The sequence below is a fragment of the Roseibium sp. genome, assembly GCF_965229775.1.
GTDB lineage: Bacteria > Pseudomonadota > Alphaproteobacteria > Rhizobiales > Stappiaceae > Roseibium.
Window position 1 is genome coordinate 5,652,470 of record NZ_OZ245929.1, and the last position, 23,657, is coordinate 5,676,126.

19 protein-coding genes and 1 pseudogene are annotated in these 23,657 nt (G+C 60.3%); 8 read left to right on the plus strand and 12 right to left on the minus strand.

The genetic code is table 11. The annotated features are described in order from the left end of the window. Nucleotides 1-119 precede the first annotated feature (119 nt). From ACO07N_RS25825 to ACO07N_RS25855, 7 genes and pseudogenes are all read right to left on the minus strand, one after another. Nucleotides 120-1,007, minus strand: a complete 888-nt coding sequence (locus tag ACO07N_RS25825) for a DMT family transporter (protein WP_421983747.1) — start codon at nt 1,005-1,007, stop codon at nt 120-122. Between the two features lie 2 nt (nt 1,008-1,009). Next, complete coding sequence (locus ACO07N_RS25830) at nt 1,010-1,885, minus strand: ABC transporter permease (RefSeq protein WP_421983748.1); 876 nt, start codon at nt 1,883-1,885, stop codon at nt 1,010-1,012. Then, on the minus strand, nt 1,882-2,877 hold the full coding sequence (locus tag ACO07N_RS25835; RefSeq protein WP_421983749.1) for an ABC transporter permease: 996 nt from the start codon (nt 2,875-2,877) through the stop codon (nt 1,882-1,884). Before ACO07N_RS25835 ends, ACO07N_RS25830 begins: the two co-directional genes overlap by 4 nt. Next, entirely contained in the window at nt 2,874-3,677 is an 804-nt protein-coding gene (locus ACO07N_RS25840; protein WP_421983750.1) for an ABC transporter ATP-binding protein, read from the minus strand. Before ACO07N_RS25840 ends, ACO07N_RS25835 begins: the two co-directional genes overlap by 4 nt. A gap of 6 nt (nt 3,678-3,683) precedes the next feature. Next, a pseudogene (locus tag ACO07N_RS25845) lies at nt 3,684-4,406 on the minus strand (ATP-binding cassette domain-containing protein); the annotation flags it as partial. A gap of 70 nt (nt 4,407-4,476) precedes the next feature. After that, nucleotides 4,477-6,045 carry an ABC transporter substrate-binding protein gene (locus tag ACO07N_RS25850; RefSeq protein WP_421983751.1) on the minus strand — a complete coding sequence of 523 codons (1,569 nt, stop codon included), beginning with the start codon at nt 6,043-6,045 and terminating at the stop codon, nt 4,477-4,479. Nucleotides 6,046-6,346: 301 nt separating this feature from the next. After that, a complete protein-coding gene (locus ACO07N_RS25855) occupies nt 6,347-6,946 on the minus strand; it encodes a Spy/CpxP family protein refolding chaperone (protein ID WP_421983752.1) in 600 nt (199 codons plus the stop codon). A gap of 71 nt (nt 6,947-7,017) precedes the next feature. On the opposite strand from ACO07N_RS25855, the gene ACO07N_RS25860 reads away from it, so the two are divergent. Continuing rightward, the gene (locus tag ACO07N_RS25860) at nt 7,018-7,542 is read left to right on the plus strand and encodes a Crp/Fnr family transcriptional regulator (protein WP_421983753.1); all 525 of its coding nucleotides are present in this window, start codon (nt 7,018-7,020) and stop codon (nt 7,540-7,542) included. 105 nt (nt 7,543-7,647) lie between these two features. On the opposite strand, the gene ACO07N_RS25865 is transcribed toward ACO07N_RS25860, so the two are convergent. Both ACO07N_RS25865 and ACO07N_RS25870 read right to left on the minus strand, forming a co-directional pair. Beyond that, a complete protein-coding gene (locus ACO07N_RS25865; protein ID WP_421983754.1) occupies nt 7,648-9,186 on the minus strand; it encodes an arylsulfatase in 1,539 nt (512 codons plus the stop codon). A 235-nt stretch (nt 9,187-9,421) separates the two neighbouring features. Further along, on the minus strand, nt 9,422-10,294 hold the full coding sequence (locus tag ACO07N_RS25870) for a LysR family transcriptional regulator (RefSeq protein ID WP_319382815.1): 873 nt from the start codon (nt 10,292-10,294) through the stop codon (nt 9,422-9,424). A 112-nt stretch (nt 10,295-10,406) separates the two neighbouring features. On the opposite strand from ACO07N_RS25870, the gene ACO07N_RS25875 reads away from it, so the two are divergent. The 6 genes from ACO07N_RS25875 to ACO07N_RS25900 are packed head-to-tail and all read left to right on the plus strand — an operon-like array spanning nt 10,407 to nt 16,121. Further along, nucleotides 10,407-11,234 (plus strand): putative hydro-lyase, encoded by an 828-nt coding sequence (locus ACO07N_RS25875; RefSeq protein WP_421983755.1) that lies wholly within the window; start codon nt 10,407-10,409, stop codon nt 11,232-11,234. 33 nt (nt 11,235-11,267) lie between these two features. Further along, nucleotides 11,268-12,314: a TRAP transporter substrate-binding protein gene (locus tag ACO07N_RS25880; RefSeq protein WP_421983756.1), complete on the plus strand. Its 1,047-nt coding sequence runs from the start codon at nt 11,268-11,270 to the stop codon at nt 12,312-12,314. 10 nt (nt 12,315-12,324) lie between these two features. Then, nucleotides 12,325-12,858 carry a TRAP transporter small permease subunit gene (locus ACO07N_RS25885; RefSeq protein WP_421983757.1) on the plus strand — a complete coding sequence of 178 codons (534 nt, stop codon included), beginning with the start codon at nt 12,325-12,327 and terminating at the stop codon, nt 12,856-12,858. Continuing rightward, complete coding sequence (locus tag ACO07N_RS25890) at nt 12,855-14,135, plus strand: TRAP transporter large permease (RefSeq protein ID WP_421983758.1); 1,281 nt, start codon at nt 12,855-12,857, stop codon at nt 14,133-14,135. The genes ACO07N_RS25885 and ACO07N_RS25890 overlap by 4 nt, the downstream gene beginning before the upstream one ends. 11 nt (nt 14,136-14,146) lie before the next feature. After that, the gene (locus ACO07N_RS25895; RefSeq protein ID WP_421983759.1) at nt 14,147-14,800 is read left to right on the plus strand and encodes a DUF2848 domain-containing protein; all 654 of its coding nucleotides are present in this window, start codon (nt 14,147-14,149) and stop codon (nt 14,798-14,800) included. A 40-nt stretch (nt 14,801-14,840) separates the two neighbouring features. Then, complete coding sequence (locus ACO07N_RS25900) at nt 14,841-16,121, plus strand: amidase family protein (protein ID WP_421983760.1); 1,281 nt, start codon at nt 14,841-14,843, stop codon at nt 16,119-16,121. A gap of 56 nt (nt 16,122-16,177) precedes the next feature. Here ACO07N_RS25900 and ACO07N_RS25905 read toward each other — a convergent pair whose 3' ends face one another. The 3 genes from ACO07N_RS25905 to ACO07N_RS25915 form a co-directional block, all read right to left on the minus strand. Further along, nucleotides 16,178-18,217: a M10 family metallopeptidase gene (locus tag ACO07N_RS25905; protein ID WP_421983761.1), complete on the minus strand. Its 2,040-nt coding sequence runs from the start codon at nt 18,215-18,217 to the stop codon at nt 16,178-16,180. Between the two features lie 406 nt (nt 18,218-18,623). Continuing rightward, on the minus strand, nt 18,624-20,369 hold the full coding sequence (locus ACO07N_RS25910; protein WP_421983762.1) for a CAP domain-containing protein: 1,746 nt from the start codon (nt 20,367-20,369) through the stop codon (nt 18,624-18,626). A 450-nt stretch (nt 20,370-20,819) separates the two neighbouring features. After that, nucleotides 20,820-21,764: a helix-turn-helix domain-containing protein gene (locus ACO07N_RS25915; RefSeq protein ID WP_421983763.1), complete on the minus strand. Its 945-nt coding sequence runs from the start codon at nt 21,762-21,764 to the stop codon at nt 20,820-20,822. Between the two features lie 223 nt (nt 21,765-21,987). Here ACO07N_RS25915 and ACO07N_RS25920 point away from each other — a divergent pair, with 223 nt between their 5' ends. Next, on the plus strand, nt 21,988-23,628 hold the full coding sequence (locus ACO07N_RS25920; protein WP_421983764.1) for a sulfatase-like hydrolase/transferase: 1,641 nt from the start codon (nt 21,988-21,990) through the stop codon (nt 23,626-23,628). Nucleotides 23,629-23,657: the final 29 nt, after the last annotated feature.

Consider the following 23,657-nt stretch of genomic DNA (forward strand, 5'->3'; position numbering starts at 1 on the left):
GTAGAATTGCCAAGCGGAACCAAGTTGGCTTCCGCACTCCTCGCGCGCACCGCTGTGGTGCGCGTACTCCAGAATCCGCTGCAAACCGGAAATACCCTGAATCCGGGATCACCTCGAACCTAAGCCGCTGACGGCTTTGGCGCCTTGTCCTTCAGCGCCACCACCAGCGTCGCGCCGATGATGCAGGCAGCCGCGGCGTAGAATGCAGGTTCGGGGAGAAGTTCGAAAAAGAGCGCATCGGCGATGACTGCGAATATCAGCGCCAGATACTCAAAGGCGGCGAGTTTCGAGATTTCGCTGTACTGATAACTCAGGGTCATCAGGATATGCGCGATCCCTCCCGCAAATCCGGTGCAGACCAGAAGGCCGAGCTGGGTCCAGCTGGGCGTTGCCCATCCGGCCGGCAGTGTCGCAAGTCCCGCGAGCGTGCATGTCAGCGCGAAGTAGAAGGCGATCGCCCCGGCATTTTCGGTCAGCGCAAGACTGCGGATCTGGATCTTGGCACCGGCGGTCAGAACCGCCATTGCAAGCGCCAGGCCGACGCCTGTCAGGTAAGTCATGTCGACATCAGCGCTTGAGGCCGTGGGCAGGATGAGCACCAGCATTCCGAGAAAGCCGAACAGGACCCCGAACCAGCGCGCGGGCGTAACTGTTTCCTTCAGCAGGATCCCGGCCAGGACAACAGCAAGGATCGGCGCCATGTAGCCGATGATCGAGGCATGGGACAACGGCAGATATTTCAGGCTCGCGAAACTGGCAAACATGGCAAGGCAGCCCAGGATGCAGCGGGCGACGTGGCTGCCTGGGCGTTTCGTTCTGAGCCCGGACGGAAACTCGCGCGTCCACATCAGGAACAGGACGAGCGGGATCAGGGCGAACGCGCTCCGGTAAAACACGACCTGACCGACCGGAACCTCGTCGGCAAGCCACTTGATGAAAAGCACCATCAGCGTGAAGAAGAACGTGGCACCGACCCGCAGGCCGATCCCCTTGTAATCAATCGACATTTCTAATCCGAAGTTGCGCTGCCGCCGAGCAGATCACGCAGCTGGTCACCGGTCAGGTTGATCGCCAGAACGGAAACAAGGATTGCAAGGCCCGGAAAGATCATGAGATGCGGCGCCGTCTGCATATAGGCCTTGCCGTCCAGCAGCATCGCCCCCCACTCGGCATCTGGCGGCTGTACCCCAAACCCCAGGAAACTCAAACCGGAGATCGACAGAATGGTTCGCGACCAGGAATTGGTCCACAGCACCAGGAGGCTGGGGCCGACATTCGGCAGAACGTGACGCCACAGGATCAGCCTGGACGGCAGGCCGTTGAGCCGGGCCTGGGTGACGAAGTCGCGGTGTGCGATCTCCACGCTCAGACTGCGAGCCAGGCGCGCAAACCGCATCCAGCCGACAAGGATCAGCGCCAGCACCATGTTCGCCGTGCTCGGCCCGAGGACACCCGCGATGGTGATGGCGGCGATCAGTTCCGGAAAGGCGAAGAAGCTGTCGGTCATGCGCATCAACGCTGTGTCGGCAACACGGCCGAAATGGCCGGCCGCGAGACCGATAATGGTGCCGGCAATCGCGCCGAACAGTGTGATCAGGAGGGCCAGGCCGATGGACCAAAGCCCGCCGTAGAGCAATCGTGTCGCCACATCCCGGCCAAGCTGGTCCGTTCCGAACCAGTGCGCCGCCGACGGCGGGGAGAGCCGGTTCAAGAAGTCCGGCGTGTTCGGGTCGTAAGGCGTGAGGAAGAAGCCGGCACAGACCAGCACAGCCACAACAAGCAAACCGCCGCACAAACGTGCCAGGAACCGCTTCAGGCTGCGATTTTGCAGTTTCTTTTTGAGGTCAACCTGCTCGGATAGGATCGGAGTGTCGGCAATTGTCATGACCGGGCCTCCTTGACAGCAGACCCCAATAGACGTGACTTCGGATCAAGCACGTCCTGAATGATCTCGATCAGGGAGTTGATCAGGACATAGGCCAGCGCGAAGAACATCACCAGAAACAGGATAAGCGGATAGTCCCTGGACAGCACGGCCCCGGCCAGCAGCGAGCCGACGCCGCCGCGGGCGAAGGTCAGCTCGACAATGACCGTTCCCTCAAGCAGCGCAGCCACATCGAGGCCGATCATGGTGAGCGCCGGAACAGCCGCATGGCGCATGACGTGACGCCAGAAGATCTCGCTCTCGCTGACACCCCGCAATCTGAGAGTTTCAATGTAAGGCGCAGATTTCGCTTCCAGGAAAAACGCGCGCAAAAGGCGTGTCTGCGACGCGGTAATCCAGAAGGCGAGCGTCACTGCGGGCAGGACGATATGAGCCGGTGTCCCGGTCCCGTAGGCGGGCAGCCAGTTGAGGTGGGCGGCAAAGAGCAGGATCAGCAGAAGGCCGAGCCAGTAATTCGGCATCGCAGCGCCAATAGAGGCAAGCGCGACCGCCAACCGGTCGGCGAGACTGCCCGGACGCCAGACTGAAACGGCGCTCAGGCAAAACGCGGCCACCAGCCCGATCACGAGAGAGACGGCGGTGAGCGTCAGCGTCTCGGCGATATTGGCGGCAAAGACATCCCAGACAGGAATGTTGGACGCAAAAGAATTGCCGAAGTCTCCCTGGACAAACCGCAAAAGCCACTGGAAGAACTGGACCAGGAAGGGTTCGTTCAGCGAGAATTCCGCGCGAATGCCTTCCAGGATTTCAGGAGGGAAACTCTGGGTTTCAGGATAGCGCGCATGGGCGATCGCAGCCGCTTTGTCACCGGGGGCGAAATAGGTCATCGTGAACGTGATGAAACTGACCCCGAGAAGGACGGCCATGAGGCCGGACAGCCGTTTAGCAAGTGAGCCAATTGGCCCGGACAGACGAAACGCCCCTGTGCTCACAGTATCGCCTCCCCGTGACTCTGGGCCTCTTCTCGTGCCGGCGGCAGGCTTCCCAGATCCCGCGCCGCCTCGACAAGATCGGCACAATACCGGCTTGCCGGTGTTTCAAAAAACAACTTCGCCGGCTGATACGCTTCCACTTTGCCGTTCCGGAGCACCAGCATCTGATCCGCAAAAGCCGCCGCGAAACCGAGATCATGGGTCACAATCACGAAGGCGATGCGAAATCGCTGCTGGATGCGCTTCATGGTCGCCGCGATCTGTTTCTGCACAATCGCGTCAAGGGCGCTGAGCGGTTCGTCAAAGAAGATGAGTGATGGCCGGGCGATCAAGGCGCGGGCAAGGCAGGCGCGCTGGGCCTGTCCCAGAGAGACCTCGGACGGTTTGCGCGTCGCCATTCCGGCAGGGAGTTCAACATCGGCGAGCGCAGCTGAAACCGCATCGGCAAGATCCGTCGCGGCCGGCCTTTTGAGATGGATGCTTTCACCGATCGACGCGCCCAGCGCCGCCTTGGGGTTCAAGGCGGCGATCGGGTCCTGCATCACCCATCTGCTGCCGTTCAATCCGGGTCCACCCTGCCACTTGCCCTTGTGGAGGACGTGTGCGTGATCCTTCGGGTGGAAGGAAAGCCGGTCGAAGCGCGCGGGCATCAGACCGTTCATCGCCTTGAGCAGGCTGCTTTTGCCCGAGCCGCTTTCACCGGCAATACACAGTGTCTGCCCCGCGCCAACGGAGAAGGAAACATCCTCAAGGATCGTTTTCCCGACAATCGTCAGGTCAAGTTTATCGACAAGCAGCATCTGCAATCATTCCGCAGCGATGGAACGTGACGTCATGGCACCTTCAAGGGTGATCCACTCCCGATGTTGCACAAGCAGGCGGCCATACTCGGATTGCGGATCCTTCAGAAGGGTGGCGGTTTCACCACATTCCGCCACACGGCCGGCATTCAGGATAACCGCCCGATTCGCGTATCGCGCTGCAAGGGAGAGGTCGTGCGTGACAATCAGAACCGCGACACCGCATGTTTCGGCGTGCCGCATCACCGCGCGCAGAACCTGGGCGGCAATCAGCGGATCAAGGGCAGACGTCGGCTCGTCCAGCACAAGCAGCTTCGGTTCGCCCATCAGGGCCATGGCCAGAAGAAGGCGCTGCTGCATGCCGCGGCTCCATTCATGGGGAAAACATCTTTCGAACGGCTTCAGTCCAAGCTCTTCAAGAAGCTGTGCCTGCGTCCCGGAAACCCTGCCACGGCCGGTGACGACCCGGGCCGCCTGCCGCCATTGCCATGTCAGGCGCTTGAGAGGATCGAACCCATGGTCCGGGTTCTGCGGAACATAACCGATCCCGCGAGGCCGCTTGTTCTTGCCGGGATCTGAGAAATCGATGTGCTGACCGTTGAATTGAAGCCGGCCGGCGAACGGTTTCGCCGGACGGGTCAGGCCCATGAGGCAACGCAACAGCGTGGATTTCCCGGCCCCTGAGCCGCCCACGACCGCGAGGCAGTCGCCGCGCGCGATGGTCAGGCTGATGTCGGACAAGAGCACCTGCCGGCCGATACGGGCCGACAGGCTCTCAAGCCTCAGAAGTTCGGTTTCATCACTCGGCAAGTATCAGATCCGGGGTCACGAGATAGGTTTCCGCAGGATGAATCCTGTAACCATCCACTTTGCCGTTTCCGACCGAAACCTGGGTCTTGTGGAAGACCGGGATCAACGGCAGGTCTGCATTGATGATTTCTTGGATGCGGTCGTAGTGCTCCTTGCGAACCTCATCGTCGAAATCCTCGCGGCCCTTTTTCAGGAGCGCGTCCAGTTCCGCGTTGGAGTAGCCGGAAAAATTATATCCGACACCCGATTCCACCAGCGTACTCGGGAAGTAGTCGGGATCGCCCTGCGGCGCGGTGCCCCAGGCCTGAAGATGCATGTCGATCTCGCCGGCTTTCAGGGCCTCATTGTTGGCGTCGTACTCGCCCATCGCGATCTCGGCCCCGATGCCGATCTGCTGCAGAAGCGCCTGCGTGATCTCAAGGGTCGGGCGCAGCGCGGCACGACCCTCGTAGGACCGGATCTTCAGCGAGATCTCTTCACCGTCCAGCTCCCTGTTGCCATCGCCATTGGTATCCGTGATACCGGCTTCATCCAGGAGCGCCGCGGCCTTCTCCGGATCGTAGTCGAGCGTCAGGTTGCCGTTCGCCCAGGAGGCCATGGTTGCCGGAAAGAGGCTGTTCGCGACTTCACCGCCGACACCGTTCAGGGACGCGGTGACAATCGTCTCGCGATCGAGGCCGAGCGAGACGGCGGTACGAAGCGTCTCATTGGCCAGTGGACCGTCAGCGGTCCGGACCTGGAAGAAAAAGAGACGTGTCGTCGGATTGGAGAACAGTTGGCCCTCACCTTTGTCCTTGAGGGCTGCAAAATCCGGCTCCGGGTAGTTGGTGACCAGGTCGACGTCACCGGCTTGCAGCGCCAAGGCCGCAACAGAGGGGTCGGACAGCGCATCCATCACGATCCTGTCCAGCTTTGGCTCCCCGCCCCAGTAGTCGGCGAACTTGCGCGTCTGGTAGGTCTTGTCTGGCTCGGCCATCACAAACACGAACGGACCCGTTCCGATCAGCGGCAAGTCATCCGTGCCGTCTTTCAGAACCGCTGCGGACGGCTCGGTCAGGGACCAGAGGAATGCCGAATTCGGCGACTTGGTCTTGAACACCAGCGTATGGTCGTCTTCGACCGTGATGCTCTCGATGCCGAGCAGCCTGGAAAGCCGCGGATTGTGGCCGGAATGGCCCTCGATGTCGAATTTCTCGAAGGACGCCTTCACATCCTGCGCGGTCATGTCCGAACCGTCATGGAACTTCACGTCCTTGCGCAGCGTCAGCTTCCATTCCGTCGGCGACAGGTTCTGGAACGTGTCGGCAAGCCGGGGTTGCATGGTCATGTCATAGTCGAGCCCGATCAGCGTTTCCGACACGCCCGCACGGTTGCTGAGCCAGCCGTTCTGGCGGGCCCTTGGATCCGGAACGCTGCTCTTCGGTCCGAACGGCACGGCGATACGCATGGTTTTCTCGGCGGCCTGAACAGGCAGCGACGGCATCGCAAAGGCTGAAAATGCAAGTACGCTCACGCCCAGCAGGGCGGCGACGGCAGATCGGTTTTTCTGATGTGACAAGGTTGAGCTCCGGAAACGGAATACATGAGAATGGAACACACCATTGGGTATATGTAACAAAATAACATTACAAGAGGATTTTGAAGAATATCCAGATCATAGGGTGAGGGAGAAAAGGGACTGGTCGAAAGTGAGGACGTCCCTCGGAGCTGGCGTAAAGACCTCCGCAATGCTGCCGTGCTGCGCGCGTCTGTTTGCCATGCTACCTGCAACAACGCGCCCCTCAACCGCTCTATTTTACCGCCTTCGGCATCATCCCCTGCCGATTGCGCCGGCATGCCGCGGCCGGACGGCGTGGCACCTACTCACAGCCATTGTGCCGGCGCCACATTTCCGGATTGTGCCCTTCCGGCACCGCCGAACACGGATCGGACGCGTAGCCGCGCAGAAGGCTGTATGTCTCGATCTGGTCCTGACTAAGGAGCGCCGGCGTCGACAGATGGCGTGACAAATGGATAAAACGGAGCTCGGCCCGTGCCTGCGCTGCGTCCGCGAGGAGTTCGCGAAGCCTCTTTGTATCCGGGCTTTTTCCGGCAAAGGCATCGCTTAGCGCCGCTTCCGCCGATATCAGTCGCTCGCCTGCGTCAATCGCGTCGGACTTCATGTCCTCGAATATTTGCGTGATGGTGTCGACCTGCTCCGGGGTCAGCGCCAGTTCGTCCTTCAACTCCAGAAGATGCACCGGGCCGGGATGTCCATTCAATTCCGCCGGCAGGGCAAGGCCCCACCCCCGCCCCTGGCGCAACTCTTCAACATCGCGGTCCGACAGGCTTTTGATCTGCCGTTCCTGCATGCCTGCATAGGGAGCCGCAGCTTTCCCGTGCCCGTGCTCCTGACCCCAGGCGGATAGGGGCAGCAGCGAAAGGGCAAGGACAAGGGTTCTAATCAGTCCAACAGGCATTTCTCGTTCCTTTCGACATCCGTGAAGATTGCCAGTAGCAGCAAGCTGGAACTGCGCATATGATCACTATCATGTCGATTGATATCGCAGACGTCTTTGCAAATGGGCGGCCCCTGATGTTGGAAGCGGGTCAGACCATGTTCAGAACGGCTGACCCCGTCCGCTCGATGTTTTTTGTGATGAGCGGAGAGCTGGACCTTGTACGCCACACCCGCATCGGAACGTCGCTTGTCCTGAACCGGGCTGTATCAGGCTTTGTGCTTGCAGAGGCATCAGCGTATTCGCAGGTCTATCACTGTGATTGCGTTGCCAGAGACCAGTCGAACCTCCGCTCCCTACCCGTTGCCGAGTTTCACGAAGTGCTGCGCAGCTCACCCGATTTGGCCGGCTTGTGGGCCGCTCAACTCGCCGTGTCCCTGCAGAAGGCGCGCATGTTGTCAGAAATCAGATCCTTGAAAACCGTGTCCCAGCGGCTCGATGCCTGGTTGACGGACAACGGCAACCTTCCACCGAAGGGGCAAATTCAGCACCTTGCGCACATGCTTGGCGTGTCACGCGAGGCGCTTTATCGGGAACTCGCCAAACGGCGTTTGTGAACAGCAGCAGCAACGGTTGCGCGCAGCCGGGACCGTGATGCCCACCCTTTACGAAACAGGGCGGCCTGTGCCGCCCTGCCCTCAAGTGTGTGATCTGAAACCGGACTACTGGTTGCCCTGCGATCCGGCCGTCATTGCTTCCATGACATTGTCAAGATTGAAACTTCCCGGCTTCTGTCGTGGCGGGAATTCCTGAAAACTGGAGAGCCATTGCGCGACATAGGCGCCAGCCGGAGCAAAAACGAACATGTGCTCGACCCACCAGCGCTGGTATCCCATCGCGTCCTCGGCTTCCGCCCGCTCGAACGGATCCATCCGCAGATTGGTGAGCGACGGCGCCCTCAGGACCTCGAAAGGTGTCGTCCAGACCTTGTAGCCTTCTGCGTGCTGCTTGAGATAGGTGAATTTCCAGTCGTTCCAGCGCAGAGCTGCCACGGACCCGTCATCGGTCCAGTAGATGAACTCTTCACGTGGCCAGTCCGCTTCGCCCCTCAGCGCCGGACCCAGGTCGTACCCGTCGAGGTGAACCTTGTAGGTGCGTCCGATGGCTTCGACACCGCCTTCAAGCAACTGGGTCTTGATATCGGGATCGCCCGCGGCAGCAAGGATGGTGGGCAGCATATCTTCATGAGCGCCGATCTCGTTGACGACGGTTCCGGGCTCGATCGTACCGGGCCAGCGGATCAGCGTCGGAACGCGGAAGCCACCCTCCCACTGGGTGTTCTTCTCACCCTTGAACATCGTGGTGCCGCCATCCGGCCACGTGAATGTTTCCGCGCCGTTGTCGGAGGAATACATGACGATGGTGTTGTCGGCGATGCCCAGTTCCTCGAGCTTGTCGAGCAACTGGCCGACATGGCCGTCATGTTCCACCATGCCGTCCGCATAGATGCCGTAGCCCGTCACGCCCTCGCTTTCCTCCTTCAGGTGAGTGAAGATGTGCATCCGCGTCGAATTCCACCACAGGAAGAAGGGCTTGTCCTGATCGACCGCGCGCTGCATGAAGTCGAGCGCGCCGCTGGTCACTTCCTCATCCACGGTTTCCATGCGCTTGCGGGTGAGCGGCCCCGTGTCTTCGATGGTTCCGTCCGCGCTGGACTTGATGACGCCGCGCGGGCCGAACTTTTCCCGGAACGCGGGATCTTTCGGATAGTCCGGGTGCTCCGGTTCCTCCTCGGCATTGAGGTGGTAGAGATTGCCGAAAAACTCGTCGAAGCCATGGTTGGTCGGCAGCATCTCATCCCGGTCGCCCAGGTGGTTCTTGCCGAATTGACCGGTGACGTAGCCGTGGGTCTTGAGCAGACCGGCAATCGTCGGATCTTCGATCTGCATGCCCTCCGGCGCACCGGGCAGACCCACCTTGGTGAGGCCGGTGCGCATCGGCGACTGCCCGGTGATGAAGGCTGCCCGCCCTGCGGTGCAGCTTTGCTGGCCGTACCAGTCGGTGAAATAGGCCCCTTCGGCGGCAATCCTGTCGATATTCGGTGTCCGGTACCCCATCATGCCGCGATTGATCGCGCTGATATTGAACTGGCCGATGTCATCTCCCCAGATCACCAGCACATTCGGCTTGGCACTGTCCTGGGCGATGGCAAGACCCGGCAACGCTGCGGCGATTGCCGCAACCATCAGTCTCCTCAGCATGAAATGATCCTCCTTGATCAGGTTAAAAATTACCCCTAGGGAAGATTATCTGCTAACCGCAGATAAAACAGTCCTTTTTCCCGTTTTCTGGCAAGAAAGGCTTCGAAGTGTGCATCACACGTCGGAATGATCGTGATCTGGCGGAATTTGCACGTTCCGAGTGCGCAGCACACTCGGCAGATTTCCCGATCCCCGGTCCGGAGCGTGCCCTTGTGGTCTTAGCGCTGTCCGCCCCCTACCCCGCCTCTCCGAAGTCACGGGCGACGTCCTGGGCGATCCGCGCGGCGCGTTCAATCAGTTCGTTCCTGGGTTCGCCGATATAGGTCGCGGTGAAGCGCAGCGGCGTTGCCTGCCAGCCCGGGTCGAACGTGGTGATCCGCTTTTCCTCCACGAGCCGCCGCCCGAGGACACGCGGCAGGATGCCGACACCGATGCCGGACGCCACCATTTCAAACCCGGTCGACAGGGAATTCGTCGGAAAGATCTGGGCGGAACTGCCGTATCTGTCGCGAAGCTCCTGCGTCAGTTCCCGGTGCGGGCGGGAGTTCCGGTTATAGGTGATGACCGGCGTGGTGCTCAGATCCGGTTCCGGCAGATCGATCGGCCGGTACCAGGACAGCTCGAACGGTGGCAGATCCAGATTGTCGACGCTGTATTCCGAGACAGGACCCATGAGCATCGTCAGGTCGAGCGACCGGTCCAGCAGCATCTCGCGCAGGTTCACGGATATGTCGACCGAAACCTCGATCTTGAGCCTGGGAAAGCGGTTGTGCAGCTCCCGGATGAAATCGGGCAGCCAGGTCTGCGCCACGGTCTCGGCGACGCCGAGACGCAAAAGACTGCTGACACTGTCATCCGCCATGACCTCTCCCTTGATGCGTTCCATGATTTCCATGATCTGCTCGGCATGGTTTCTCAGCAGAACGCCCTGGCGGGTCAGCACGACGCCTGTCGACACGCGGCTGAACAGCTCCGTGCCCAGATAAGTCTCAAGGCTGGAAATTCGTGTTGAAACAGCCGGTTGCGAGACATTCAACTGTTCCGCTGCCCTGCGCACGCCACCCATCCGCGCGACACTTAGAAAGGTCTTGAGTTGCTCAAAGGTCATGGTGCTCCCCCCGCAAAGTGATAAGAAAAATTGATCACTTTGGACAAAAAATCACGATTTGACTTGATAATAGTTAGACCGCAGCATTTTGCCACCGACTTTCGAGGTGGACATGACCAGCGAGCGCGCACAGCTTCCCGACCTGTTCGATATGGACCTTCCGGCCCAGCGCCGGATGATCCGGGACGGGCGCTACAACGGACACACAGCGGGTCTCGCAAAAGGCAATCTTCAGTGCAATCTCGCCATCCTGCCGGCCGGCCTTGCCGATGACTTCCACACCTATTGCCGGCTGAACCCGAAGCCCTGCCCGCTGGCGGGCGTTTCCCGCATAGGTGAACCCGCCATTGCACGCCTCGGCGCTGACGTCGACATCCGGGTGGATGCCGCCCGGTACAACATCTACCGCCACGGAGTGCTGGAGCAGCAGGTCAACGATCTGCACGCGTTTTGGCGCGACGATCTCGTCGCCTTCGCCATCGGCTGCTCGTTCACCTTCGAAAACGCCTTGCGCAAGGCAGGCATCGCCATGCGCCACATCGACAGCAACGTGACCGTGCCGATGTTCCTCTCGTCGATCGAGACCGCACCCTGCGGTCCGTTCAAGGGCGGCATGGTCGTGTCCATGCGCCCGATCGCCGAAAACCGGATCGGTGAAGTGTTCGATATCTGCGGGAAGTTTCCGCTTGCCCATGGCGCACCGGTCCATGTCGGCGATCCGGCCGAGATCGGCATATCCGATCTGAATGCACCCGACTGGGGCGAAGCGGTCGCGTTCGGACCCGGCGAAGTTCCGGTTTTCTGGGCCTGCGGGGTCACGCCGCAAGCGGCGATCATGAGATCGAAACCACCGCTTTCCATCACGCACGCACCGGGCGCGATGCTGATAGCAGACGTCTCGGAAACCACCGCCCCGCTTTACGCCTATAACGATAACTAGCTGAAAGATCTGGAAAAACAGAGGATGAACGACATGAACAGACTGGTATTGATGTCCGCGATCTCCATGATCGCGATTTCCGCCGGGACCAACGTCAAGGCCGAGGAACTCGCCGTTGTCGGCAGCTGGAGCGGGTTGCCGCTGCACAAGCAGTATGAAGCCCCGTTCTGGACCGAAAAGCTTCCCGAACTCTCCGGTGGTGACCTGACCGCCGCGCTGACCACACACGACCAGATGGGGATCGCCGGCGGCGACGTTTTCCGCATGCTCTCCCAAGGCGTGTTCGATGTCGGCATGACGGTGGCAGACTACGCCGTCTCGGACAGCGTTGCGCTGGAAGGTCTGGACGTACCGTTGATCGCCACGGACGCGGCGACCGCGCAAAAGGCTGTCGAAGCCGCCCGCCCGATGGTCGACGACATCTACAAGGACGTCTTCAACGCCAAGGTACTCGGGATCGCCCCCTATCCGCCGCAAGTGGTTTTCTGCAATGCCGAGATCGGCTCGCTTGACGACCTGAAGGGCAAGAAGATCCGCGCATCCGGCAGGATGACGGCCAAGTTTCTGGAAGCCCTCGGTGCGGAAGGTGTCAATGTCGGCTTCGGAGAAGTGCCAGGCGCCCTGCAGCGCGGTGTTGTCGATTGCGCCATCACCGGGGCGGGTTCCGGCTACAATGCCGGCTGGTGGGAAGTCTCCACGCATCTCATGCCGCTGCCCCTTGGCGGCTGGGACCCGGTCGTGACCGCGATCAATCTGGACAAGTGGAACTCCCTCTCCGACGCGCAGAAGGCCGCGCTGGAAAAAGGCGTGAAGGAAGGTCTCGAGGCGCCCGCCTGGGAAACCGCCCAGAATGCCCTTGAAAACGATGTCGCCTGCCTGACGGGCAACGGCGAATGCCCCTATGGTGATGCGCGCGGTCTGATCCTGGTCGAAGCCAGCGAGGCCGATCAGGCCAAGGCCAAGGAGGTTCTGATCTCCGAAGTGCTTCCGGACTGGGCGGAGCGCGCGGGCGGTGACTGGGCGGCACGCTGGAGCGACAGCGTCGGCAAGGTCACCGGTGTGAAACTGGAAACCAACTGAGGCATTTCCGATGACGTCCCTGGCTCTCGCCCTTCGGCGGATCAATGATCGCCTGGCAATCCTCGTGGGCCTGGTCCTGCTTGCCTGCGTCGCGTTCACGCTCATAGAGATCATTGCACGCCGGCTGGGCGGGTCGCTCGGCGGTGTCGACGAAATTTCCGGCTACGTCATGGCCGTGACCACAAGCTGGGGCATCAGCTACGCCCTGACGGAGCAGGCGCATGTGCGCATCGACCTGCTTCGCCAGCGCCTCGTGCCCATGGGCAGGGCGGTGTTCGACACCATCTCTCTTGCCTGCCTTGCCGGCACCGCGATCGTTGTTGCATGGCGGGGCTGGGGCGTCCTTGAAAAGACGCTGTCGACCGGCGCTCGCGCCAACACGCCGCTTGAAACGCCCCTTTGGCTCCCGCAGTCGCTGTGGTGGGCCGGGTGGGTCTGGTTCGCGCTGTCGGCCTGCGTGCTGCTTGCATCCGTTCTCGTCAGTTTCCTGAGTTCCGACTACGAAGCCGTGGATGCCGTCGCCGGCGCAAAGGGGGAAGCATGATCGCCTTTACCTCCGTCGGCCTTCTCGGCCTCCTGACGCTCTCCATTCCCGTCGGCATCGTTCTGTTTCTGCTGGCCTTCGGGATCGACGAATTCTTCAGCCCCTTCCCGCTCATGCGCGGGCTTGGCCAGATCGTCTGGTCCTCGTCCAACTCGGCAACCCTGATCGCCATTCCGATGTTCGTGCTTCTGGGCGAGATCCTGGTGCGCAGCGGCGTTGCCCGGCGCACCTACACGGCGCTGGAAAAGTGGGTCGCCTGGATGCCGGGCGGACTGATCCACGCCAATGTCGCGACTTCGACCATGTTCTCGGCAACCTCCGGCTCATCGGTCGCAACCGCCGCGACGGTGGCAACCGTCGCCATGCCCCAGGCACAGGCACTGGGCTACAATCCGAAACTCTTTTCCGGCGCAATCGCCGCGGGCGGAACGCTCGGCATCATGATCCCGCCCTCGATCAACCTGATCGTCTACGGCTTTCTGACGGAAAGCTCGATCCCGCAGCTGTTCCTCGCGGGTCTGATACCGGGCCTTTTCCTTGCCGGGCTGTTCATGCTCATCACGGTGATCATCTGCGTGTTCAAGCCTTCCCTGGGCGGCCCGCGCCAATCCAGCACCCTGAAGGAAAAGCTCGACGGCCTCGCGGATCTTCTGCCGATCTTCGGGCTCTTTGCCGCGATCGTCGGCTCGATCTACGCCGGCTGGGCGACGCCCACGGAAGCTGCCACGGTCGGTGTCGCCATCGCGCTCCTGATCGCCGCGCATCAGCGGGCGCTGAACTGGGAGATGCTGCAGGACGCGCTGCGCGGGTCCGTCAAGACCTCCGCGATGATCATGCTGGTCGTCATCGGCGCCTACGTGCTCAACTTCGCCCTGACCGCGGCCGGCGTCAGCCGCGCGCTTCAGGACGTCTTGTCCGGTTTGGGACTGGGTCCGCTGGAGACGCTGCTGGTGATCATCCTGATCTACATCGTGCTCGGTTTTTTCATCGAGACCCTGTCGCTGATGGTCGCCACCATCCCGATCGTCGTTCCGATCATCGTGCAGCTTGGCTACGACAAGATCTGGTTCGGCATCCTGATGATCATTCTGGTCGAGATGGCCCTGATCACGCCGCCGGTCGGGCTCAACCTCTACGTCGTTCAGGCCGCCCGCAAATCCGGCAGTTTCAGCGACGTCATGCTCGGCTGCATTCCCTACGCGCTGGCCATGCTGGCAATGGTGGGCCTGCTCATCCTGATGCCGCAGCTGGCCCTGTTCCTGCCGTCAACCCTCTAAGAGAAGCAGTCATGAAATTTCAGACCGAAACCGGAGTGCTGGAAGGCGCTCCCGAAAGGCTCATCGTGGCCGGCTGGACCGGCCGCGACCGAGCCGCCGTCGATCACCATATTGAAGAACTTGCCGCGATCGGAGTACCCGCACCCTCAGGCGTCCCGCTCTACTACCAGTGCGCCCCCGCCCTGCTGACGCAGGAAACGCAGATCCAGGCGCTTGGTGAGGAAACATCGGGAGAAGCCGAGCCGTTTCTGCTCAAGCAGGATGGCAGGATCTGGCTCGGCCTTGCATCGGATCATACGGATCGCGCTCTTGAAGCCCACTCCGTCGCCGCCTCCAAGCAGATCTGCGCAAAACCGGTCGCGGATGTCCTTTGGCCATTTGAAGCGGTCAGCCCGCATCTTGACGATCTTGTGCTCAAATCGTGGATCGAGGAAGCAGGAAGCTGGGTTCCCTATCAGGACGGAAAACTCGCTTCGATCCTGCCGCTTGAACAGCTCATGCAGGGAGCCCCGCTCACGGACGGCACCGCCATGCTGTGCGGAACGCTTCCGGCGATCGGCGGCGTGCGTCCCGCCCCGGATTTCAGAATGTCACTGAGCGATCCGGTCCGCGGCCAGTCCATTGACTGGAGCTACCGAACCGCTACTCTCCGCATCATCTCGTAACGCCCTTCCCGCCTTCTTCGCCACCACAGGACTGCCCCGAATGAGCGCATCATTTCCCTGGACACCAGACACGGCTGCAAGCCGTCTTGAGACCACGCTGGAACGCGCGGCTGGCGATCCCGCGGCCGAGGCGGTGTTCCTGAAGCTGCTCGGCAACCGGGCGCAGAGCCAGGCAGCCAAGGCAGCTGAAGCCGAGAGCCCGCTTGCCGGCGCCCTGATCAGCGTGAAGGCGCTCTTCGATGTTGCAGGCGAGACGACGACCAGTGCGACCCGCGTCCTTGCAGATGATCCGCCGGCAGAGGCAGATGCACCCGCCATCGCCCGCCTCGATGCGGCAGGCGGTGTCTTTGCCGGCCTCACCAACATGTCCGAGTTCGCCTATTCCGGACTGGGGCTCAACCCGCACCATGGAACGCCTCGAAACCCCGCCTATCCCGGCTGTGCACCGGGTGGGTCGACAAGCGGTGGTGCCGTTTCGGTGGCGCTCGGACTGTGCGACATCGCAATCGGCAGCGACACCGGCGGGTCATTGCGCATTCCTGCCGCCTTCACCGGCATCACCGGCTTCAAGCCGACCCAGAGTTCCGTCACGATGGTCGGCGGCAAACCGCTCTCCGACAGTCTCGACAGTTTCGGCCCCATGGCGAAATCAGTCGCCGCATGTGAGCTTGCCTGGCAGGTCATGGCGGCGAAAGACACGGTTCCCGCCGACCCCACACCGGCGCGGCTGATCGTCCCTGCCAATTTCGGTTTCACCGAGATGGATGATGTTGTTGCAGACGGTTTTCGGAAGGTGGTCAACACGCTTCGGGAGACGGGACTGGAAATCGTCGAGCGGGAGATCGCGGCCATCTCGCTCTATGACAGCGTCCCTCCCTGGCACATGACCTCGGTGGAATCGCGCGCCCACTACGAGCCGCATTTTCAGGCATCGGCTGACCAGTTCGATCCGCGCGTTCACGCACGGATGGGCCGGGCCGAAGAAATCTCGGCGGTGGAATACCGGCAGACACTGAACAGGCGTCAGCATTTCGTCGCGGCCTTCCGGGATGAGATCGGCAAAGACATGCTGCTTTTGCCGACAACGCCCAGGCTGCCGCCGCGAATTGAGGAACTTGCCGACGATGACGCCTTCAACCGCCTGAATCTGCTGGCACTTCGCAACCCGTCCCTTGCCAATGTCGCCGATGCCTGTGCCATAGCCATGCCGTATCGGCACGCGGACAGCACATTGAGTGCCATGCTCGTCGCCGCCGGCGGACGGGATGCGGAACTGCTCGCCTGCGCGAAATGTGTCGAGGCCGGTCTGCAGACCCTGTGAGAAAAGGACGAAGGCTGACCGCACGGCGCTGTCAGCCTTCTCGTGCGGCACGCTGGTTAGACGAACGCGAAATCGTCCGCCTGAAGAACGGTTCCGTTCGAAAACTCGAAATTCTCGATATGGGTGCCGAGATCGTTGATCCGCACCTGCCCCGCCCCGCTGGCCCAGGTCAGCAACATGTTGCTGTCGCTGTCGGTGGACGCCTCGACATCCGAAACCTTCAGATCCTTGAAGAGCAGCGTGTCGATGCCCTTGCCGACAAGCTCGACGATATCGATGAAGCCGCCATCGGAGGAAACGATATAGCTGTCGTTGCCCGCCTCTCCCTCCAGCTTCTGCCAGCCGCCCGAGGATCCACCTGCATCCAGCGTGTCGTTGCCCGACCCGCCGATCAGCGTGTCCGTCCCACCGTTGCCCTTCAGGAAATCATTGCCGCCACCACCGTTCATCCAGTAGTCGACACCGGCCACGTTGCCGACGACGCGGTCGTTCTTTTCCGCGCCCTGGAACTCCTCGAACCCGTACCAGGAAAGGCCGGAAGTGTTGAACTTCGAACCGGCCTCGATGATCAGCTTGTCCCGGCCACTCCCGCCGATGTCCCTGGGTGTGCCATTGTCCCAGAAGACATCTCCGCTGCCATAGTAGATCGTGTCGTTTCCCGAACCGCCGGAAACGATGTCACTGCCCCAGCCGCCGCGCAGGACATCGTTGCCGCTGCCGCCGATGAGTTCGTCATCGCCGCCGCTGCCGATCAGCGTATCGTTGCCGCCGCCGCCATCAAGGACGTAGTCGACCGTGTCGTCATTGCCGGCGACCCTGTCATTGCGCCCCGCCCCGATGAACTTCTCGAAGCCGTACCAGGACAGGCCGCTGGTATTGAAGACCGATCCGCTTTCCATGACCAGCGTGTCGATCCCGCTTCCGCCGACATCCTGGGGGGTTCCGTTCACCCAGAACTTGTCGCCGTTGGTGAAGTAGACCGTGTCGTTGCCGGCCCCGCCGGACATGGTGTCATTGCCATAACCGCCGCGCAGGATGTCATTGCCCGCACCGCCGATCAGATCGTCATCGCCGCTGTTGCCCAAGAGCGTGTTGTTGGCGCTGTTTCCGATCAGGTCGTCGTTGCCGCTGCCCCCATAGGCGTTTTCGATGATGGTACCGCGCGCGACAATCAGGTTGCCGGTCAGCCCGCCCACATTCGAAATGGCTTCCTGGTTGAGATCGATCCGCTGATTGGCGCCGTAGTGGGAAAAGTCGAAAAGATCTGTTCCACCGTTATCGTAGATCGTCATCGCAGCCGTTTGATTTGAATCGAAAAACGTCTCCAGATAGCCGCCGGCATTCGAGTTGTTTCCGTAGACCGTTGCGCCGGTGCGAATGCTGGTCGGTACGCCGTAAAGATCCTGAACCGCGATGATGTCGGCCACCATCGGCGTGATCACGTAGGCGTAGCTTGCGTTGATGAAGGTGTTCTCGGTCTGGCTGAAATAGGACATCACCGTCGCTTGCCAGGAATCATTCTGATAGTGGTTGTCGACCCCGTAGGTGGCCGAACCGTTGTAGTTGCCACCGTGGCGAAGGCCGAGCGCGTGACCGATCTCGTGGATATAGGTCTGGAACGAATAGCTGTTTATGCTCGTGCCGTATGAATTCAGCCAGCTTTTGGAAACGTTGACGTCGGCAGAAATAAGATCGCCATTGCTCCACCAGGAAAAGCTCGCATAGGCACCCGAATTTTCGTCATCGAACGTGATCTGGGCGCCGCTCGATACGAAGGCGAAGTTGAGACCGGTCACGTTTTCCCAGGCTTCGAGCGCGTTGGTGGCCAGAAACTTTCCCGCGCTCGTCAGTCCCGTGATGTCAACCGTGATCGTATCCCCCGGTCCCGCATCGAACGAGATCGGAGCCCCGCTGGAGGTCTCCCGGGTCAGTTGATCCGCAATCTGGTCGTTGCTGAAAACAGGCAATGGCGCGGATGAGACGCCGGATCCGTCCGCCAACGGATCTGCTGCCGGTCCGGTGCCGTCATCACAACTGAACCCGGCTACGATGGGGATGTCTTCGGTACGGCCGGTCGCGAAACACAATTCACACATGTCGAACTACCTCTTGGTATTTTGAACCGATGAATCGCCATTGTCGCGGCGCCCGGCCACAAGGGATGAAGCGAACCGTTTCTGAAGCGTCACTTCACCCAGCGCCACAAGTCTATTTTTGAACGGAAGTGAGGGAATTCCCCGTTCCGGAAGCGATTCACTGATCGACGCTAAATATTGCGATTCTCAATATCAAGTAAATTTCAATTACCTTTCCAAAATGAAAAGGAGAATCGAAAATAAGGCATGCAAAAAATATGAATTTATTTCGAATTTAAATTCAAATATGAAAATAAAACATCAGATGTATTGATTTTTATTTTTCAACTCGCAGCAAGAAAACCAATCGGCATACATTTCGGAATTGCACGAGCTTGCCCCCAAAAGGAGCAAGCTCACAGATTACTCAGAGAATGGCGAAATCGTCAGGCTGATAAACCGCACCGAACTGGAACACGAATTGATCCAGATGCGCGCCCGCGTCATTGATCGTCACGCTTCCGGCCCCGTCGTCCCAGGACAGGACCATCTTGTCATTCGCGTTGATCGACACGTCGACATCCGATCTTTTGAGATCCTTGAAAATCAGCTTGTCATTGCCGTTTCCCGCAAGCTCGACAATATCGACCCGGCCCGACTTCGAGGTGACCACGTAGGTGTCGTTGCCGGACTGGCCCGAGAGTTTCTGAACTCCGCCGGAAGATGCGCCCGGTTCCATTCGGTCATTGCCCGCACCGCCGATCAGCGTGTCGGTACCCGCATTTCCTTTCAGGAAATCATTGCCACCACCGCCCTTCAGAACGTAGTCGACACTGCCGCTGTCGCCCACAACCCTGTCGTCCTTTTCGGCACCGGTGAACTTCTCGAACCCGTATTTGGACAGCGCCGACGTGTTGAAGCGCGAGCCTGCCTCGACAACGAGCGTGTCGACACCGGACCCGCCGATGTTGCGCGGTGTGCCATTGTCCCAGAAGACATCGCCGTTGCCGTAGTGGATCTCGTCGTCACCGGCGCCGCCATACATGACATCCCGTCCGGCGCCCCCCTTGATGACATCGTCTCCGGCCTTGCCGAAGAGCCGGTCGTTTCCCGGGCCGCCAAGCAGCGTGTCGTCTCCGCCGTTGCCCTGCAGCGTGTCGTTGCCGCCGGCCCCGCTCAGCCGGTAGTCGACGCTGGCGTCATTGCCCACCACCCGGTCGTTGCCGTCCGCGCCGATGAAGCGCTCGAACCCGTACCAGGAAAGCCCGGACGTGTTGAAAACGGACCCCTTGTTGATGATCAGCGTGTCGATCCCGGCGCCGCCGATATCCTTCGGGGCACCGTTCTCCCAGAAGTCATCGCCGTTGGTGTAATAGACCGTGTCATTGCCGCTGCCGCCCGTAGGTGGTGGTGTCGTCCCGCCCCCCTCCGATCCGTCCTTGACGTCGAGCTTGACGTTGCTGCCGGAGATCGAAAACGACTTCTCGATCGTGCCGTCGATGCCGGTCCCGGTGTACCTGGCGGTATAGGACCCGTTTGCCAGCGCGATGCTGTACCCGCCTCCCGGATCGGTCGAGGCCGTGGCGACCGTCTGGCCCGAGGCGTTGACGATCGTGACCTTTGCTGATCCGAGTTCCTCGCCGATATCGAAGAACTTGTCGCCATCCGCGTCATCGAAAACCACACCGGTGACATAGTTTTTCGTCGTGCCGGCGAAATTCTGCGTCGCGTAGCTGGTTGAATGGTTCGGGGAACTCGGATGCCCGCCGATCGCATCGCCGATGCCGATCACCGTGTAATTCGCACTCAGGATGTTGGCCCTGTGGCCGGACGAGTTCATCCAGCCTGTATGCATTCCCTCAACGACCGCCTGGGGAACATAGGCGCCCGAAATCGGCTGATGCTGGTTGAACGGATTGTAGGCGATGTTCTCCCCCATCGGATACTCCGTCCAGCCCTCTGCCTTCATGCGGTCCCAGGGACTTGAGCCACCCGAACCGGTATGATTGAGAACCCGTCCGTCCGCCATCCATTCGGAGTGTTTCTGCGCAGCGGCATTGATCCGCCCGTCCGTTGCCAGCGGCTCAAGCCCAGCCGCCGCGCGCTCCTTGTTTACAAGCTCCAGGATCAACTGCTCGCTGGCACTAAGTGCCTTAACGGGATTGTCGACCATAGCGTTTCCTTTCTTTTCTCACATCGCGCCGGAAGGCTTGCGATGAAATCGGGCGAAAGAAACGCCGCTTTGCGGAAGGATTCTGCTAAAGATGTGTCAGAAAAACTGACCCGCGATACGGGCATCGACGGTTGTCGTTGACGCGATCCGAGACTGCCAGCACAAATGCTTTTCAACGCAGCGTCAGTTTCGTGCCGCATCGGACAATCCGGCTTGAGGTCACCGGGAAATTCTCAAAACCCGTATTGAACAATCAATTCCGGTTGTACAAAGACAACAAACAAATTGAAAGTAAACTCTTGCCAATAAACAGGAAATTTCACGATCCTGCGAAAGCAAGTTTCAATGTCTTGCAAACAATATACGTGCTGAAGCGTTCAACTGTTCACATGATCGAAACAAGCCGGACGGGCCCATTTCACGCAAAGGTAAGCTGCCGCGCCAGAGGGCTCAGCTGTGTCGCCTCAAGGTGTCAGACGGCCTTTCGCCGAACATCCTGCGGTAGTCCTGGGCGAACTGCCCGACATGGGAAAAACCCACGTCATCCATGACATCGGCGATCGTGACGTCAGCGTCCGCGGCCAATTGCAGTTGCCGCCGCGCATGCGCAAGCCGGGCCGACTTCACGAACGCTGCCGGTCCCGTGCCGAACTTGTCCTGGAAAGCAATCTCCAACGCCCGCCGCGAAATTCCTCCGCGTCGGCAGAGTTCGGAAATCCGCAGATCGGCAATGTCATCGGAGGCGACCGCAGCCACGATTTCCTCCATCACGATGCGCGACGCGTTCGGTGCAAGGCTCCGCGGCTGCAGACCGGTCTGAACGACCCAGCAATTGACAAGTTTCTCCACGAGCGCATCCAGCGCGCAAGGGTCGACAAGCGCCGGTTGCTCGTCGAGTTTTCCGAGAATGGAACGCGCTTTCCTCAAGATATTGTCCGGTGCCCTGAAAACGCTTGGAAGTTTTGCCGGATCAGGCACGGTGAGACCGCACCGATCGAAATAATCTGCAATCACCGCAACATCGACGGCGATCAGGTGTACCTCGAAGTCCTCGGCCGAGATCGATCTGAGCTCCGTGCCGGGCAGATAGACGAGAACATCGTTTTCCCCGGTTCTGTGCCCCCGCCACCAGAGTTCCTGCAGCCTCTTTCCGGGGATGGTGAACGTGACTTTCCCCTGTGGCGGAGCCCCGCGCTGGTCGAAATTCATGTGAAAGCGGGCATAGGTGCAATCGCACTGACCCGCATGTCCCTGAATGATCTTGGCGATGGTCTGCCGCGCAGGGACCGGGCCGAGCAGCTGGAACTGAAGATCCCAATTCCGGATGTCATGGCACAGCTGGTCAACGTCCGAAAATTCGGCGACGAGGCTGGCCTGAAAACCTTGTCTCTTCAAGTAAATTGCACCTCCATTTCGCAATTTCGATCATGGGAGCAGAGGAACCTCCGTAGAGTCAATTTGGCAAACATTACAAATCGATCCGGAGGTTTTCGGTCAGTTTTGCGTTTTGGCGGAGAAAACCGCCAAAAGACGGGGCCAGACGCCAGCAGCAAGGTTCCCTCTGAGCAGCGCGAATTGCGGCCGTGAGCGTCCCCGACACCTATTGGGAGGCAAGCAGATGAGATTGGCATCGGCATTTCTGCTGATATTGGCAATCGGTTACACCGGTGCGAACGCGCAGGACAATCCGATCCTCCGTGATGGCGAATTTGAATACCTGCTTGCCCAGAAGCAAGACGAGTGGGCCGAACAGGATCAGAGGATCGAAACACGGCTCAGCGAAATCCGAGAGGCGAACGGCGGGAAGCCGCCGAATATTCTCTACATTCTGATCGACGATGTCAGTTTCGGCCAGATGGGCAATCGCACCCTCAACTACGTCACGGGAATAGAGACGCCGAACATCAATGAACTTGCGTCAGAGGGCCTGTCCCTGATGCGCATGTACACCGAGCCGTCCTGTACGCCGACCCGGACGGCGATGCTGACCGGCCGCCATCCGGTCCGTGCCGGGGTCGAGGAGGTCAAGGTCGCGCTGGTCGGTGAAGGCCTTTCTGCGGAAGAAGTCACGATTGCCGAAATTCTGAAACAGGCCGGTTACAACACCGCCCACGTGGGCAAATGGCACCAGGGCGACATCGAACAGGCCTATCCGCACAACCAGGGTTTCGACTGGGCGGCCTTCCCGCTTCACCAGCAGGTCCAGCTCAGCCTCATGACCCGCGAAGCGATGACCGCGAACAACATGCTCGGCTTCCACGCATCGGGCCAGAGCAACCAGTTCGCCATCGACCAGCGTTTCAAACCCTACGGCCTTGTAACGGGTGTCGAAGCCGAGGCCGGCGGCATGGCCCGGGAAGTCGACATGGCCGCGGGCGAAGAATGGACCCAGGCAAAATACGAGGACATGAACGAGCGCTATCAGCGTCAGATCCTGCAGCAGCTCGAACGGCTCGCCGGCGAGGACGAACCGTTTTTTCTGCAGTACTGGCCGCTCTACCCGCTCAATTTCGTTTATCCGGACCAGGCAATTTCCCGGAACGGTGGCTTCCATGCTGACAAGTTGCAGCTTCTGGATGGCTGGATCGGAGATCTGCTGACAAGGGTCGATGAATTGGGGTTGCGCGACAACACCATCGTCATCCTGATGGCGGACAACGGCCTGATGTATCACTACGAAGGGCCGTCCGGGCTCAATCAACTGATCTACAGGGGTGGCAAGACACAACACCTTGAAGGGGGTGTGCGAACAGATGCCTTCATCCGGTGGCCCGGCATCATCGAAGCGGGCAGCGCCGCCGGTGACATCGTCCACGTGTCGGACCTGTTCACCACCTTCGCCCGGATTGCAGACGCGACCGAGTTCATTCCCAGGGATCGCATAATTGACGGGCTTGACCAGACGGCTTTGCTCCTGGAAGGCGAAGGCAACTCAAGGCGTGACTATGTCTACGTATACGAGGGACCGGTGCTGCGCTCGGTCGTCAAGCAGGAGTTCAAGATGCACCTGCCGGCACCCGGCGTCCCCGGCGCGGCTGCGCCCGTCTACAACATTTATCGCGACCCGCGTGAGGAGCATCCCCTCGTCGGCTATTCGCTTTGGTCCGGGGCCTCATTCCAGGACATGGTCAAGCGTCACCAGAAAACGATTGCGAAACACCCGCATCTGCCACTCGGAAAAGGCGTGCCCTACGAGGGGATCGAAAACCTCAGGCCGGAAAGCGAACTCACGCGTGAAGTCTTCGCAAGCTGGCAATGAAGGACCGTGAGCGCCCGTGACCGGCCGGT